The sequence below is a fragment of the Pseudooceanicola nanhaiensis genome (assembly GCF_020171315.1).
Classification (GTDB): Bacteria; Pseudomonadota; Alphaproteobacteria; order Rhodobacterales; family Rhodobacteraceae; genus Pseudooceanicola; species Pseudooceanicola nanhaiensis_A.
The window spans coordinates 804,433-820,729 of record NZ_JAIUZP010000001.1 but is presented as its reverse complement, the minus strand read 5'-3'; the positions used below and the strand labels follow the sequence as shown (position 1 = coordinate 820,729).

The 16,297-nt window shown below is 65.9% G+C and carries 13 protein-coding genes; 11 read left to right on the top strand and 2 right to left on the bottom strand.

The annotated features are described in order from the left end of the window. The 8 genes from LCM32_RS03825 (at position 1) to LCM32_RS03790 (ending at position 7,623) form a co-directional block, all read left to right on the top strand. On the top strand, positions 1-648 hold the full coding sequence (locus tag LCM32_RS03825; RefSeq protein WP_224819720.1) for an OmpA family protein: 648 nt from the start codon (positions 1-3) through the stop codon (positions 646-648). Between the two features lie 216 nt (positions 649-864). Then, positions 865-2,109, top strand: coding sequence for an AAA family ATPase (locus tag LCM32_RS03820; RefSeq protein ID WP_224819719.1), 1,245 nt, complete (start codon positions 865-867; stop codon positions 2,107-2,109). 74 nt (positions 2,110-2,183) lie between these two features. Beyond that, the gene (locus tag LCM32_RS03815) at positions 2,184-3,686 is read left to right on the top strand and encodes a CpaF family protein (protein ID WP_224819718.1); all 1,503 of its coding nucleotides are present in this window, start codon (positions 2,184-2,186) and stop codon (positions 3,684-3,686) included. Between the two features lie 5 nt (positions 3,687-3,691). After that, positions 3,692-4,657 (top strand): type II secretion system F family protein, encoded by a 966-nt coding sequence (locus LCM32_RS03810; protein ID WP_224819717.1) that lies wholly within the window; start codon positions 3,692-3,694, stop codon positions 4,655-4,657. A 10-nt stretch (positions 4,658-4,667) separates the two neighbouring features. Next, positions 4,668-5,642 (top strand): type II secretion system F family protein, encoded by a 975-nt coding sequence (locus LCM32_RS03805; RefSeq protein ID WP_224819716.1) that lies wholly within the window; start codon positions 4,668-4,670, stop codon positions 5,640-5,642. Positions 5,643-5,646: 4 nt separating this feature from the next. After that, a complete protein-coding gene (locus LCM32_RS03800; protein ID WP_224819715.1) occupies positions 5,647-6,228 on the top strand; it encodes a tetratricopeptide repeat protein in 582 nt (193 codons plus the stop codon). Between the two features lie 34 nt (positions 6,229-6,262). After that, a complete protein-coding gene (locus LCM32_RS03795) occupies positions 6,263-7,120 on the top strand; it encodes a tetratricopeptide repeat protein (RefSeq protein ID WP_224819714.1) in 858 nt (285 codons plus the stop codon). An 8-nt stretch (positions 7,121-7,128) separates the two neighbouring features. After that, positions 7,129-7,623: a prepilin peptidase gene (locus tag LCM32_RS03790; protein WP_224819713.1), complete on the top strand. Its 495-nt coding sequence runs from the start codon at positions 7,129-7,131 to the stop codon at positions 7,621-7,623. 13 nt (positions 7,624-7,636) lie between these two features. On the opposite strand, the gene LCM32_RS03785 is transcribed toward LCM32_RS03790, so the two are convergent. Next, on the bottom strand, positions 7,637-9,121 hold the full coding sequence (locus LCM32_RS03785; RefSeq protein WP_224819712.1) for a hypothetical protein: 1,485 nt from the start codon (positions 9,119-9,121) through the stop codon (positions 7,637-7,639). Between the two features lie 270 nt (positions 9,122-9,391). On the opposite strand from LCM32_RS03785, the gene LCM32_RS03780 reads away from it, so the two are divergent. Then, positions 9,392-10,708, top strand: a complete 1,317-nt coding sequence (locus LCM32_RS03780) for an ATPase (protein WP_224819711.1) — start codon at positions 9,392-9,394, stop codon at positions 10,706-10,708. 570 nt (positions 10,709-11,278) lie between these two features. Here the strand turns inward: LCM32_RS03780 and LCM32_RS03775 are convergent. Then, positions 11,279-12,814, bottom strand: coding sequence for an MDR family MFS transporter (locus LCM32_RS03775; RefSeq protein ID WP_224819710.1), 1,536 nt, complete (start codon positions 12,812-12,814; stop codon positions 11,279-11,281). A gap of 271 nt (positions 12,815-13,085) precedes the next feature. Here LCM32_RS03775 and LCM32_RS03770 point away from each other — a divergent pair, with 271 nt between their 5' ends. Together LCM32_RS03770 and LCM32_RS03765 are read left to right on the top strand one after the other, a co-directional pair. Then, positions 13,086-13,664: a MarR family winged helix-turn-helix transcriptional regulator gene (locus LCM32_RS03770; RefSeq protein ID WP_224819709.1), complete on the top strand. Its 579-nt coding sequence runs from the start codon at positions 13,086-13,088 to the stop codon at positions 13,662-13,664. 138 nt (positions 13,665-13,802) lie between these two features. Then, positions 13,803-16,247 (top strand): ligase-associated DNA damage response DEXH box helicase, encoded by a 2,445-nt coding sequence (locus tag LCM32_RS03765; protein WP_224819708.1) that lies wholly within the window; start codon positions 13,803-13,805, stop codon positions 16,245-16,247. Positions 16,248-16,297: the final 50 nt, after the last annotated feature.

Here is a 16,297-nt window from a genome sequence, read left to right as displayed (position 1 = left end):
ATGAAGACCATTCTCTCGGCAGCCGCGCTGCTGTCGCTCACCGCGTGCGTGGACAGCTACACCGCCTTCAACAGCGAAGCGGGGTCGATCATCGACAGTGGCGGCTTCGGCAATGCCACGATGAACAACACGCAGGTGATGAACGGGGATCAGCCCTACGTTCAGGGCCTCGCGAACCGCTTCAACGAAGAGGTGAAGACGACCATCAACTTCGCCTTCAACTCCGCCGTTCTCGACGCCGAGGCACAGGCCACCCTGCGCCAGCAGGCGAGCTGGATCCGGCAATTCCCCGAAGTGCGCTTCCGCGTCTACGGCCATACCGACCTCGTCGGCTCCTCCGCCTACAACAAGCGGCTGGGTCTGGCGCGGGCGAACGCGGCGGTGAACTACCTGATCGCACAGGGCATCAGCCGGTCGCGGCTGGAGGCTGTCGTTTCCTACGGCGAAACACAGCCGCTGATCGTCACCCAGGGTCGCGAGCGTCAGAACCGCCGCACCGTGACCGAAGTCCGCGGGTTCGTCGCATCCAACCCGCTGGTTCTGGACGGCAAATACGCCCAGATCATCTATCGCGACTACATCACCTCGGCCCAGGCCCAATCGACGTTGACCGGCACCGGTCTCAACGAGTCGACCGGCGGCGAGTGATCCCCGGGGTCACGCCCCCGGCGTGACCCGATATCGTCCCCAAAAGACCAACAATTACGATTATTCGGCCCCAATGTCGCCCAAGTTGGGTGTCAGTTTCTACTGAGACGAGCTGTATCCGGACGACTCGGCGACACAGAATCGCTGGCAGTCCGACCCCGCAGGATCACCGAACGATCCCAAGAGGTTGCAGCCGAATAGTAGGGAACTGAGGCAATGACGGCGAGCGCACCTGTACAACCGGATCCGAGCCCCTTGCTGGCCTGTACGATCCGTCGGGAACCGGACAGCTTCGATCTGTTGATCGAGGACATGGAAGCAGCCCTTGGCGAGAAATGGGGCGACCTCGGCTTTGCCGAGGCCCTGATGTTCTTTACCCAACCCGAAGCACAAACTCTCGAATTCGTGGCGATGGCCATCGACTCCGACGACGAGGAAAACCTCGTCCTCCTCGGAGAGGTGATCACCCAGGCCCGCAACCACGGGATCAAGGTCATCCTCATCGCCGAGGATGTCAGCCCCTCTGCCCTGCACCAGCTGCTGCGCCAGGGGGCCGATGAATTCGTCCCCTATCCCCTCCCCGAGGGTGAGCTGGCCGCCGCCATTGCCCGCCTTCAGGCCGAGCCCGAGCCGGTGGCCGAGGAAGTCGTGCCGCTGCGCAAGACCCGCAAGGGCAACCGCAACGGTGTCGTCCTCGTGACCCATGGCCTGGCCGGGGGCACCGGCGCGACGACGCTGGCCGTGAACCTCGCCTGGGAACTGGCCACCGTGGCCAAGCCCAAGGAAACCCAGCCCAAGGTCTGCCTGCTGGACTTCGACCTGCAGTTCGGGTCGGTCGCGACCTATCTCGACCTGCCGCGCCGCGATGCGGTCTACGAGCTGCTGTCCGACACCGAGGTGATGGACGACGAGGCCTTCATGCAGGCGCTGCTGACCTTCGAGGACAAGCTGCACGTGCTGACGGCGCCCTCCGAGGTGCTGCCGCTCGACATCCTGAGCTCCGAGGACATCAACCGCATCATCGACATGGCGCGGTCGCACTTCGACTACGTCGTGATCGACATGCCCACCACCATGGTGAACTGGTCCGAGGCCGCGCTGAACGCGGCGCAGGTCTACTTCGCCACGATGGAGCTGGACATGCGGTCGGCGCAGAACACCCAGCGGGTGAAGCGGGCCTTCCAGGCCGAGGACCTTCCCGTGGAAAAACTGCGGTATTGCCTCAATCGCGCCCCGAAGTTCACCGATCTTCAGGGCAAGGCCCGGGTCAAGCGCCTTGGCGAGAGCCTCGACATTTCGATCGAGCTTCAGCTGCCCGATGGCGGGCGGCAGGTGGTGCAGGCCTGTGACCATGGTCTGCCGCTTGCCCTCTCCACGGCGAAGAACCCGCTGCGCAAGGAAATCGCCAAGCTGGCGCATTCCCTGCACGCGATCGGAAACGCAGAATCCGAGGCCGCCTGACGAAGAACGGCACCCGGCCAGGCCGAGACGAGCAGACCGGGAAGAACTGGGAACAAAAGACGGGGTAGAAGCGCATGTTCTCGAAGTACAAGAAGCCGACGAGCGGGACCGAGCAGGCCAAGCAGGCCATGCGCCCCGTTGCGATGAAGAAACCGGCACCCGCCGCAGCGGCTGCTGCCCCGGCCCCTGCGCCGGCCGCCCCTGCCCCTGCCCCCTCGGCCGAGAAGGTCGCGGTGATGCGCAAGCCGATGCCCAACGCGCCCAAGCCCGCAGAGGCACAGGCCGCCGACAAGGGCCGCAAGCGCAAGGAACGGCTTGGCGAGATCAAGCTGGAGTTGCACCGCGCCCTGCTGGACAACCTCAACCTTGCCGCGCTCGACACCGCCTCCGAGCAGGACCTGCGCGCCGAGATCGCCGCGATCTCGACCGAGGTGCTGCAGGAGAAGGGCGTCGTCCTCAACCGCGAGGAACGCACCACGCTGGTGCAGGAACTCTACGACGAGGTGAAGGGCCTGGGCCCGCTGGAAAGCCTCCTGAAAGATGACACCGTTTCCGACATCCTCGTGAACGGCCCGCACCAGATCTTCGTGGAACGCGAAGGCAAGCTGCAACTGTCCGACGTGACCTTCAAGGACGAGCGTCACCTGCTGCGGATCATCGACAAGATCGTGTCGGCCGTGGGCCGGCGCGTCGATGAATCGAACCCCTATGTCGACGCCCGTCTTGCGGACGGGTCGCGTTTCAACGCCATGGTCCCGCCGATCGCGGTGGACGGCTCGCTGGTCTCGATCCGGAAGTTCAAGAAGGACAAGCTGGGCATCGACGACCTCGTGCGCTTCGGCGCCTTCTCCGAGGAAATGGCCGCCTACCTGCAGGCCGCCGTGGCCTGCCGCCTGAACGTCATCGTCTCCGGCGGTACCGGTTCCGGTAAGACGACGACGCTCAACGCGCTGTCCTCCTTCATCGACAACTCCGAACGTATCCTGACCATCGAGGATACGGCGGAACTTCAGCTTCAGCAGGTCCACGTGGGCCGGATGGAAAGCCGTCCGCCCAACGTCGAGGGCAAGGGCGCGGTCACCCCGCGCGACTGCCTCAAGAACGCCCTGCGGATGCGCCCCGACCGCATCATCGTCGGCGAGACGCGCGGCGAGGAAGTCATCGACATGCTGCAGGCCATGAACACCGGCCACGACGGCTCGATGACCACGATCCACGCCAACTCGGCCCGCGACGGTGTCTCGCGTCTGGAGAACATGATCGCCATGGCCGGAATCGAGATGCCGCTGAAGGCGATGCGCTCGCAGATTTCCTCGGCCGTGCACATCATCGTGCAAGCCTCGCGTCTGCAGGACGGCTCGCGCCGCATGACCTCGATCACCGAGATCACCGGCATGGAAGGCGAAGTCATCTCGATGCAGGAAGTGTTCCGCTTCCAGCGCGTTGGCCTGACCCCGGAAAACAAGATCATCGGCCATTTCACGGCCACCGGCGTGCGCAGCCACTACTCGGAACGCTTCCGGATGTGGGGCTATGACCTGCCGGCTGCCATCTTCGAACCCGTCGCGGCGGAGTAACGACCATGCTGTCCATCGAACCGATCATCTACATCATGATCTTCGTCGGGGTGATCATCCTCGTCGAGGGCGTCTACTTGACCGTCTTCGGCAAGTCGATCAGCCTCAACAGCCGCGTGAACCGCCGGCTCGAGATGATGGAGAAGGGCGCAGGCCGCGAACAGGTGCTGGAGAAACTCCGCAAGGAGATGGAACAGCACATGAGCGCGAAGCAGATCCCGCTCTACTCGCTGCTGGCCGCCAAGGCCCAGAAGGCCGCCATCGCCTTCACCCCGCAACAGCTGATCCTCGTGATGGCCGGCCTTTCGGTCGTGGCCTTTGCCGGTCTCTCGGTGGGCACGGAAACCGCCGTGCCGCTGCGCATCGCGCTCTCCATCGGGATCGGCGTCGGCGGCGTCTATGTCTGGGTGTCCCGCAAGGCCAACAAGCGCACCTCGATGATCGAGGAACAGCTGCCCGACGCGGTGGAACTGATGGTTCGCTCGCTGCGCGTGGGCCACCCCTTCTCTTCCGCTATCTCCATCGTTTCCAAGGAGATTTCGGACCCTCTGGCCTCTGAATTCGGCGTCATCGCGGATGAAAGCGCCTATGGCCGCGACATGGGCGAGGCGCTCAAGGACATGGCCGAACGCATCGACCTGCAGGACCTTCGCTTCCTCGCCGTCGCCGTGACCATCCAGCAGCAGTCGGGCGGTAACCTGGCCGAGATCCTGGCCGGCCTCGCCTCGGTGATCCGCGCCCGCTTCCGCCTGTTCCGCCGGGTGAAGGCCATCACCGCCGAGGCGCAATGGTCGGGCAAGTTCCTGTCCGCCTTCCCGCTGCTCGCCCTTGTCGCGATCAACGTCATGGACCCGCATTACTACGACGAGGTCTACGACCACCCCTATTTCATTCCCGCCTGTATCGCGGTGGGGACGCTGCTGACGCTGAACCTCTTCGTCATGCGCAAGCTCGTCGATATCAAGGTCTGAGGACACGACCATGACCAACTTCGTGCAACTGCTCACCCAGGCGATGGGGCCGATGGGCCCCGTGATTGCCGGCGCCGGTGTCATCGGTGTGGTGCTGGTGCTGGCCGCGCTCGCCGTGCTGATGAAAAAGCAGGCCGATCCGCTGGACAAGCTCAAGGCCGAGAACGACGCGCAGAAGTCCGACAAGAAGGACCGCCTGCGCAACACCTCGCGCAACGACAAGCTGGAGAAGTATTCCTCCTTCCTCGAACCGAAGAACGAGGAAGAATACTCGGCCATGCGCATGAAGCTGCTGCAGGCCGGCTACCGCTCCAAGGATGCCGTGCGCTTCTTCCACTTCGCGCAATTCGCCCTCGGCCTGCTGGGCCTGCTGATCGGCGTGGTCTACTTCATGCTCGTGATTTCCAAGCAGGAGCCGAGCACCGCGCAGACGATCATGTGGGTCATGGGCCCCGGCGCCGTCGGGTACCTGCTGCCGAAATACTGGATCACCAAGCGTCAGGCCGAGCGCCAGCAGATGATCCAGGACGGTTTCCCCGATGCGCTCGACATGCTGCTCGTCTGCGTCGAAGCCGGGCAGTCGATGGACCAGTCGATCATCCGCGTGGCCAAGGAAATCCGCACCTCCTTCCCGCCGTTGGCCGATGAATTCGAACTGGTCAGCCACGAGATCAAGGCCGGCAAGGACAAGAGCCAGGTGCTCAACGACATGGCCGAACGCTGCGGCGTGATGGACATCTCCTCCTTCGTGACGGTGCTGGTGCAATCCGCCACCTTCGGGACCTCGATCGCGGACGCCCTGCGGGTCTACGCCTCCGAGATGCGCGACAAGCGCGTGATGCGCGCCGAGGAGAAGGCCAACAAACTGCCGACCAAGATGACGCTGGCCACGATGATGTTGACCGTCCCGCCACTTCTGATCATCCTAGTGGGGCCGTCCGTTGTCGGCATCATGAACATGGGTGCAATAGGTGTTGGCAACTGACAGGATGCGCCCGCCACTCTGGCGGGCATTTCCCCTTCTCCTTCTGGGCCTTACGGCCTTTCTGCCCGGGTGCGGCGAACAGGGTCTGGCGCGCAGCGACAATGGCCCCTTCGCCCCCGGGCTTTCTGCACGTGGCGAGGCCGTGGATGGCCTCATCGTCGGCAACCGCCTGCTGGAGGCGGGCGAGAACGAGCTGGCGCTGGAGGCCTTCACCCGTGCGGCCGGCGAACAGGGCATGACCGACGAGGTGCTGGCCGGTCTGGGCGCGGCGAACCTCGGGCTGGGGCGGCTGGGACAGGCCGAACAGCAGCTGCGCCGCGTCACCCAGCACGGCGAAGCCCCGCCGCAGGTCTGGAACAACCTTGGCGTTGTCCTGATCTCCAAGGGCGCCATCCCCGAGGCCGCCCTCGTGCTGCGCCGGGCCTATGCGCTCGACAATGGCGAAAGTGACGCAATCCGGGACAATCTTCGCTTGGCGCTCGCCTTGCAGGAGGAAAACTCGTATAGTCCTGAACAAAACGACACCAACTATAATGTGGTGCGCACGGGCAGCAGCGAATTCCTGATCAGCCGCGCGACACCCTGATATCGAGGCCCGAGGCAGTAAAAGGACGCAGCAAATGCGCCACTCCCTGATTCTGAGCGTCTGCCTTGCAGGCGTGTCCCTGACCGCCGCTTGCTCGCGGACCAGCGAAGCAGAGGTCGAACGTGCGTTCCGCAACGTGAACGTCGTGGACGAAAGCAACCTCAGCGACATCATGTTGACCGTCGGTGACCCGAACGAGGCGGTCTCCTATTTCCAGCGCACGCTGGCGGAGAACCCCGAGCGGATCGACCTGATGCGGGGCCTCGGCAGCTCTCTCGTGCGGGCCAAGCGCCCGGTGGAGGCGGTGCCGGTCTGGGCCCGGATCACCCAGCACAAGGACGCCACCAACGAGGACCGGGTGAATTATGCCGATGCGCTGATCCGGGCCAACAAGTGGGAAGAGGCGGATGCCGTGCTCGACACGATCCCGCCCACCTTCGAGACCTACAAGCGCTACCGGCTGGAGGCGATGATCGCCGACAGCAACAAGGAATGGCAGAAGGCTGACAGTTTCTATGAAACCGCCGTTGGCCTGACCACGACGCCTGCGGGTGTGCTGAACAACTGGGGCTTCTCCAAGCTGACCCGCGGCGATTACTCGGGCGCGGAACAGCTCTTCGGCGAAGCGGTCAAGCAGGACCCCACCCTCTTCACCGCCAAGAACAACCTTGTCATGGCGCGCGGGGCACAGCGCGATTACAGCCTGCCCGTGCTGCAGATGACGCAGGTGGAACGGGCCGAGCTGCTGCACACCATGGGGCTGACCGCGATCAAGCAGGGCGATGTCGAGACCGGCAAGGCGCTGCTGCGCGAGGCGATCGAGACCCACCCGCAGTATTTCGAAGCCGCCGTGCGTTCGCTGCGCGCGCTGGAAGGCACCGGCGCAGGCTGACCGACGTCATGGAGATCTCCAGCGTCGCTGCCGCCGTCTTTCTGCCCTTCGTCCTTCCGCTTTGCGCGCATGTGGTCTGGACCGACCTTGCCGCGATGCGGATCTCGAACCGCACCGTGCTTCTGTTGGCCGCGGTCTTCGTGGTGATCGGCCCCTTCGTGCTGCCCTTCGGCACCTATGGCTGGCGTCTGCTGGCGCTGGTGGTGGTGCTGCTGGCGGGCATGCTGGCCAATGCCCTTGGGCTCTTCGGGGCGGGCGATGCCAAGTTCATCGCCGCCGCCGCCCCCTTCATCGCCCCCGGCGACATCCGTCTGGCGCTGATGATCCTTGCGGTGACGCTGGCCACCGGCTTTGTCACCCATCGGATCGCCAAGCGGACCGCGCTGCGCCGCCTCGCCCCGAACTGGGAAAGCTGGACCCGGGCGCGGGACTACCCGATGGGCCTGTCCCTCGGGCCCGCGCTGGTGATCTACCTTGCCCTCGGCGCCCTCTACGGCACCTGAGGGCCCGGCGGCATCACTCGATCCGGTAGAGCAGGAACAGCTGCGTTTCGCCCACCAGCGACAGCGTGCGGCCGCTCTCCTCCACCGCCTCCAGCACGCGGGCTTGCACCCGGCCGTCGATCGCGCAGAGCGGCACCATCAGGTGCCCGGCCGCCGCTAGCCCCGGCGCGCCGACATAGGTCCAGGGCGCCCCTCCGGGCAGCGGCGTGAAGTCCGAGACGATCCAGTGCGGCGACACGAGGTCCGCCACCAGAGGCTGCGGGCCCCCTGTCAGCCCCATGTCTGCCAGCTGCTTCAGCTCGGTTTCGGTCAGCGTCACGATGGAGCCCTTGTAGGCGCAGGCCGGAAGGCTCCGTCCCTCGAACTCCGTCACCTCCGGCTCGCCGGTCTCGATCAGCACCCGCTCTGCCTTGGCGGCCTCGCTCCGCTCGCGCAGCAGGTAGATCCCGGCGACCTCCCCATGGGTTTCGCTCAGCGGGCGGTAGTCCCCGGCATCGGCCAGCACGTGGCGCAGGGGCGACCAGGCGAGGTTCAGAAGCACCGGCGTGAAGAGCGTGAGCGCGACAAGCGCAACCCCGGCCAAGGCCCCCTTCCCCGGCACGGCCTCACGTTCGATCAGCGCCGCGAGGAACAGGGCCAGGAAGGCAAGCCAATAGGGATCGGTGCCGAAGTTCTGCCAGGTGATGACGATGAACCCCGCCACGAAGAGAAAGGCCCCGCGCGCCATGTTCCGCGTCTGAGCCTGCCGCGCGAGCAGGATCACTGCCGCCACTGCCGCCGCCGTCCCCGCCGTATAGGCAGGCGAGAAGACCACGCCCGCGAAGGGCGGCCCGGGATACTTGCGCGCCGATTGGGTCGTGCCCAGCAGGTCGTTGGCATAGCCGATCCAGTAGGCGGGGCCCTCCACCACGGCGACGACGGCCAGCACGGCGAAGGAGACGCCGAGCGCCCAGAGAAGGACCCGCACCCGCCCCAGCACCGGCAGCATGATCAGCGCAGGCACGGCAAGCGCCAAGCAATAGGTCACCTTGATCATGGCAAGCGCCGCCATCGCCAGGCCGATCAGCACACCGTCGATCCGGACCGAACGCGCATCCTCCCCGGCCCGCGGCGGCAGCAGCACCATGACCGCCACGAGGAACCCGATGGCCCAGGCCCAGCGATTGTAGTGCATGGAGAGGCTGACCGCTGCCGCGGTTTCGCCATGGATCAGCCCGGTGATCAGCATCACCTCGCCCAGCCCGAAGGCCAGTGCGAGCGCGGGACCAAAGCGGCTGAGCGCCACCCAACCGATCGCGGGCAGCAGGATCAGCGCGACCAGAATCTGGGACCAGACCATCGCCTTGCCGAGCGGAAACCCCATATCCGCAAGGAAAACCATGGGCTGGAAGCCCCATCCCCCAAGCGGCGTGGTGAAGTCGAGATGCGGCACCTGCCCCATATGCATGCGCAGAACAATGTCCGCGAGGTGCAGCATGTCGCCTTCGTGCAACGACATGTAGAAACCGCCGCGCAGCCACAGAAGAACCGATTGCAGCAGGATATATGCGAGTAAAATGCCCCAAAAAAAACGTGGCGCTGCCCTGTTCATACTGCCCTCGTAAGTTTTAAGCGAACCTAACGGCGCTATGTGGACAATGCACGAGAAAGCTGCAGCGCGGCGCCAGTGTGTAAAGGGTGGACTGGACCGCAACGTCGGACGGTCACAGGGTAACAAAGCACCGCCCAAGGCGGATAGTGGTAGAACGCTAGGTACAGGCAGAAGACGATGAATATGCAAGCTCCCTCATCGGGCGTCCTTGCTCCGCCTCCCCCGCGGACCCTTGAAGAGATGCACCTGCCCATCGTGATGATGCGCGACGTGCTTCTGAAGACCATGTTCCGGAAGAACGTGGAGACCGTGCCCCGCGTGGCGCGGGCCCTGTGCCTGCCCGCGGGCGTGACGCAGGAACTGATCGACCTCGCCCGCGAACAGGCGCTGATCGAGGCGACGGGCCAGCGCGGTGCCGAACTCTCGGGCGAAATGGGCTATCAGCTGACCGACAACGGTCGCGCCCGGGCGCTCGATGCGCTTGCCCAGTCGGAATATTACGGGCCGATGCCCGTACCGCTGGAGATCTATGCCGAACAGGTCAAACGGCAGTCGATCCGCAACATCCAGATCACCCGGGACCGTCTGACCGCCGCCATGGGCGACCTCGTGCTGCCGCCCGATCTGATTTCCTCGCTCGGCCCGGCCGTCAGCGCGGGCCGGTCGATCCTGATGTACGGCCCGCCCGGCAACGGGAAAAGCTCGATCTCGAACGGGATACGCGATGCCATCGGGGATCGGATCTACGTGCCCCGCGCGATCGAATATTCCGGTCAGGTCATCACTGTCTACGACCCCATCGTGCACACCGCCGCCGAGGAGCAGGAAGACGATCCGACCCAGCTGCGCCGGTCTGCCAACCGGTTCGACAGCCGCTATGTCCGTTGCGAGCGTCCCACGGTGATCACCGGGGGCGAGCTGTCGCTGGACATGCTGGACCTCGTCTACAACCCCACCGCGCGCACCTATCAGGCGCCGCTGCAGCTCAAGGCCACCGGCGGCGTCTTCATCGTCGACGACCTTGGCCGTCAGGCAGAGCCGCCGCAGAAACTGGTGAACCGCTGGATCGTGCCGCTGGAGGAAAACCGCGACATCCTCGCCCTGCAGTCGGGCGAGAAGTTCGAGGTGCCCTTCGACACGCTGGTGGTCTTCTCGACCAACTTCCACCCGAACGAGATCTTCGACCAGGCCGCGCTGCGGCGGATCTTCTTCAAGATCAAGATCGACGGCCCGAACCAGGAGAACTTCCTCAAGATCTTCGCCCTCGTGGCGCGGAAGAAGAAGATGCCCCTGTCGGAGCCGGCGCTTGTCCACCTGCTGAAGAACAAGTACCCGACGATCAACAACACCTTCGCCAATTACCAGCCGGTCTTCCTGATCGACCAGATGATCTCGATCTGCAAATTCGAAGGCATCCCCTACCAGATGTCGCCGGAACTGATCGACCGGGCCTGGGCCAACATGTTCGTCAAGGACGAGAAGATCGTCAAATGAGGACCCGTGCGGCCCGAGGGCCGCACGCCGCAGAAAGCCGCGTGTATCGCGCGCTGCGGACAGGGCGCCGGGACCTGCCAGTCCCGGTCAGGGTGGCCCGGTTCCTGCTGCTCGCAGCCGGGCCACCCGTCCCGAAACCCTTGGCGGTCTAAGGGGGCGCCTTCCATCGCGAAGGCGATGCCTCCCGGGTTTCGAGCCGCGCCTCTGAATGCCTCCAACGTCTCTGCCTCGCCTACCCGCTCACCCATGAACGCCGAGCCGCGCATCGACGGCGCGCGCGGAGGCGATCCGAACCTCTCTGGCGAGCAGTTTATTTCAGCCAAGCATATCGTGTCCCATCCAGGCACCGCCCAGCCTCACCAAATCGCCGCCGCGTGGGGGCGCGCCGGCGATGCGCGGCGGCCTGCGGCCTTGTCCCGCGCAGGCGGCAAACACCACCGGTGAAGATATGCGGGAGCGTTAGAAGACGCCACTGGTGGGGAGACGCGCATAGGCGGACGTCTCGCCATCTCCCCAAAACGAAAACAGCCCCGGACACTGCCGGGGCCGCTCTTCACGTCACGCGAAGCCTTATTCCGCCGGGGTCTGCCGGCGCACAGGCTCCACCGGGGCCAGCGTATCGGCCAGCGGGTTCTCGATCATCCGCAGCGACACGAGGAAGGCGATCCCCGCCGCGATTGCCGAGACGAGATAGGTCGGACGTAACGCTGCCGCGAAGGCATCGAGGGCCGCGCCCTGCATCTCCACGGGCAGCGCCGCAATGGTCTGGGTCGTCACCGCGCCGCTGAAGCCTGCGGGCAGCATCCCGTGCAGGTGCGTCACGAGGCCCGCCGCGAAGATCGCGCCGTAGACTGAGGTCCCCAGCGAGCCGCCGATCTGGCGGAACATGTTCGCGCTCGCCGTGCCCACGCCCATGAAGGACCGCGGGATCGAGTTCTGGATCGCCGTGATGTTGACGGTCATCACAGGCCCGATGCCCACGCCGATCAGCATCACGTAGATCACGATCAGCCAGTTCGGGGTCTCGCGCGTGACGGTGGTCATCAGCAGCGTGCCCACGCACAGCACCCCGGTCGAAATCGTCGGCAGGATCTTGTAGCGCCCGGTCGCCGTGATGAACCGCCCCGTGGTGAAACCGGTCCCGAAGAGCGCCAGCATCATCGGGATCTGGTAGAGACCGGATTCCACCGGGTCGAGGCCCTTCACGACCTGCAGCAGCATCGGCAGGAAGGCGATGGTGCCGAACATGCAGACGCCCACGCAGAAGCCCACCACGTTGGAGACGACGAAGTTGTTGATCCGGAACAGCATCATCGGCAGCACCGGCTCTGCCGCGCGGCGCTCGACCAGAATGAAGAACACCAGCGCCACGGGGATCGTCCCCATCAGCAGGTAAACCGGCGTCGAGGCCCAGGGCACCATCGTGCCGCCGATATTGGCCACCACGATGATCGAGCTCAGCAGCACGGCCAGCAGGCCCGCGCCCGCGAAGTCGATGGTGTGCGGCTTCTGCTCGGGGCTTTCCAGCGCGATGGTCAGGACGGTGGCCGCCAGCATGGCCACCGGCACCGGCAGGAAGAAGATCCAGTGCCAGTTCAGCACCTCGACCACGAAGCCGCCCACCAGCGGGCCGATCACGGTGGAGATGCCGAAGACCGCGCCGAAGGCGCCCTGCACCGAAGAGCGTTTGCGCGGCGGCAGGATGTCGGCCACCACGGCCATGGAGACCACGAGCAGCGCACCGCCCCCGAGGCCCTGCACCAGCCGCCCGCCAACCAGCATCGACATGCTCTGAGACAGGCCGCAGATCATGCCGCCGATGATGAAGACACCGATGGCGATCTGCAGGACGATCTTGCGTCCGAACATGTCGCCCAGTTTGCCCGCGACGGGGGCGGCCATGGTTGTGGCCAGCAGATAGGCCGTCACGACCCAGCTGATATGCTCCAGCCCGCCCAGATCGCTGACGATCAGCGGCATGGCGGTGGTGACGATCGTATTGCCCATCGAGGCGAGGAAAAGACAACAGGCCACGGCGGCGATGATGATCTTCAGCCGCGGGATCTCGTCCCAGCCGGGCTCCGTATTGGGGAGGCTTTCCGACATATTGCTTCCTTCGGACGCCGACGGCGCCGGTCGCAGACCCCTCGGGTCCCGCGGCAGCGTCGATCTCAGGTAGATGTAATTGGGGTATATATGTGACAAACACAAATGCATGTCAATTACACGCTTTCGGAAAATTGTGTTGCGTGGCACGCCCCGTAATTGCAACAGGGACATAACGCGGCTTCAATGCCGCCATCGGGGCCGCCCTGGCGCGTTCCGCAACAACACCCGGTCACCGGAGGATGGGACGATAGAGACGGCAGAAACCCAGATGAAGCGCTTCCTCGCCGAGGCGGGCATTTCCCCCGAGGTGACGGACCGCGCCCTGGCCATCGACGCCATCGTGCAGCGGTGGCGCCGTCAGGTACAGAAACGCGAACTGGGCCGCATGGCGCTGCGCGAACTGGGGCTGGAACTGGACCTGCCGAAGATGGACGTGCTCTTTGCCATCGCCGGGCCACGCAACGAATTCGGCCACGAGGCGGGGCAGGAAACCATGGTCTCCACCGTGGCGACCCGGCTCAACATCGACCCGTCCCGCGCCTCCCGTCTGGTGAGCGAGGTGATCTCGCTGGGCTATGCCGAACGCGGGGTCAGCCAGCAGGACGCCCGGCGCACCATCGTCGCCCTGACGCCCAAGGGCCGCGCCATCGTGGATGCGGTGCGCACGATCAAGTTCCTGATCATGGGCCAGTTCCTCACCGGCTGGTCGCAGGAGGAGATCGACACCTTCCTGCCCCTGATGGACCGGTTCTTTGCCTGGGTGGACGATTCGGGCGACGCCTCGGCCGAACGTCTGCACCCCGAGATCGAGGCCCTCGCCCGCGATCTGGCCCGCAAGCTGAAGTAACCTGCCCCCACGACTGCACCGAAAAGCGGCACCCCCACCGGACCTCCGGCGGGGGCCCATGGCGCGCGCCGGTCATGGCTGCCGGAGAGGGCGGAGAGCGCACTGGACCTCTGCGGTATCGTCCCTAAATCTTCTCCCATGTCCGACGCGCCGCTGCCTGACGCCTCTTCCGATCCCCTGCTGCCGCAGGCGCTCTCCGGCTGGTTCGCCCAACGGGGCTGGCAGATGCACCCGCACCAGCGCGACATGCTGGCCCGCGCGGCGGACCCCGCCCTCTTGCTCATCGCCCCCACCGGCGGCGGCAAGACGCTGGCCGGCTTCCTGCCCACGCTGGCCGAGCTTTCCGACGGCCGCCACAAGGGCCTCCACACGCTCTATATCTCGCCGCTCAAGGCGCTTGCCGCCGACATCCGCCGCAACCTCTCGACCCCGATCGAGGAGGCCGGCCTGCCGATCCGCGTGGAGGACCGCACCGGCGACACGCCCTCCAGCCGCAAGAAACGCCAGCGGGCCGATCCGCCGCATATCCTGCTGACCACGCCCGAGAGCCTCGCGCTGCTCACCTCCTACGAGGATGCGCCGCGCATCTTCGCGGGCCTGCAACGGGTCGTCATCGACGAGATCCACGCCCTCGCCGAAAGCAAGCGCGGCGATCAGCTCTTCCTCGCGCTCTCGCGGCTTCAGGCGCTCTGCCCCGACCTGCGGCGCGTCGGCCTCTCTGCCACGGTGGAAGACCCGGCCTCTGTGGCGCGTCTCCTCGCCCGCCATCCGGACCCCTGCGAGATCCTCACTGCCGATCCCGGCCCCGATCCCGACATCCGCATGCTGCAGGTCGAGGCCCCCCCGCCCTGGTCCGGCGGCGGCGCGGCCTATGCGATCCCCGAGGTACTGGCCCAGATCCGCCAGCACCGCACCACGCTGGTCTTCCACAACACCCGCGCCCAGGCCGAGATCTTCTTCCACAACCTCTGGCTCGCCAACGAGGAGGGCCTGCCGATCGGCATCCACCACGGCTCCCTCGACCGCACACAGCGCGAAAGGGTGGAACGCGCCATGGCCCACGGGCGGCTGCGCGCGGTGGTCTGCACCGGCTCGCTCGACCTCGGGATCGACTGGGGCGACGTGGACCTCGTGATCCAGATCGGCGCGCCCAAGAACGTCAAGCGCCTCGTCCAGCGGATCGGGCGGGCGAACCACCGCTACAACGCCCCCTCCAAGGCGCTGCTGGTGCCCGCCAACCGCTTCGAGGTGGTGGAATGCGAGGCGGCGCTCGAGGCGGTGCAGGACCACGACCTCGATGGCGAACCGCGCGGCCCCGGGCCCCTCGACGTGCTCTGCCAGCATATCCTGATCCGTGCCTGCGCCGGGCCCTTCGACGCCGGGACGCTCTACCACGAGGTCATCACCGCCGGGCCCTATGCCGCCCTGTCCCGCGACAGCTTCGACGCATGCCTCGCGTTCTGCGCCACCGGCGGCTACGCCCTGCGCGTCTATGACCAGTGGCAGCGCCTGCAACAACGCCCCGACGGCGATTGGCAACTGCGCGATCCCCGCGCGGCCCAACTGATCCGCATGAACATCGGCACGATCATCGACCATGACCTGCTGAAGGTCCGGCTCAAGTCCACCCATGGCCGCCCGCTGGGTGAGATCGAGGAAGGCTTCGCCGCCTCCCTCTCGCCCGGCGATACCTTCCTGATCGGCGGGCGGATCGTGCGCTACGAGGGCCTGCGCGAAACCACCGTCGAGGTCACCCGCAACGCCGCCCGCAAGCCCAAGGTCGCAACCTTCGCGGGCACCAAGTTCGCCACCTCGACCCAGCTTTCGCAACGCATCCTGCGTCTCCTCCAGCAGGAGAGCTGGCCCAACCTGCCCGCCCATACCGCCGAATGGCTCACCCTCCAGCGCGCGGTGTCGCGCCTGCCGGAACCGGGCCGCCTCCTGATCGAGACCTTCCACCATGACGGGCGCGAGCATCTCGTGGCCTATGGCTTCGCGGGCCGCAACGCGCAGCAGACCCTCGGCCTCCTGCTCACCAAGCGGATGGAGGAGATGGGCCTCGCCCCCCTCGGCTTCGTCGCCACGGACTACGCCACGCTGATCTGGGGGCTGGAGGCCACGCCCGATCCCGCGCCGCTCTTCGATCTCGCCCGGCTGCGCGAAGGGCTCGACCAGTGGCTCACCACCAACGCGGTGATGAAACGCACCTTCCGCGACAGCGCCCAGATCGCGGGGCTGATCCAGCGCAACACGCCGCAGGCCCGCAAGACCGGCCGACAGGCGACCTTCTCCTCCGACATCCTCTACGACACGCTGGCAAAATACGACCCCGACCACCTGCTCCTGCGGATCACCAGGACCGAGGCCATGCGCGGTCTGATCGACTTCGCCCGGCTCGAAGACCTCGCCGCCCGCACCGCGGGCCGGATCGACCATGTCGCCCTCTCCCGGGTCTCCCCCTTCGCGGCCCCCCTCTTCCTCGAAATGGGCCGCATCCCCATCGACGGCGCCGGCCGCGACCGCCTCGAAGAGGAGGAAACCCGCCGCCTGATGGAAAAAGCAGGCCTCTCCCCTCCCAGCTGACCCGCCCCCTTTCCGTTTCCCAAATATCCTCGGGGGGAATTGGCCCGTCA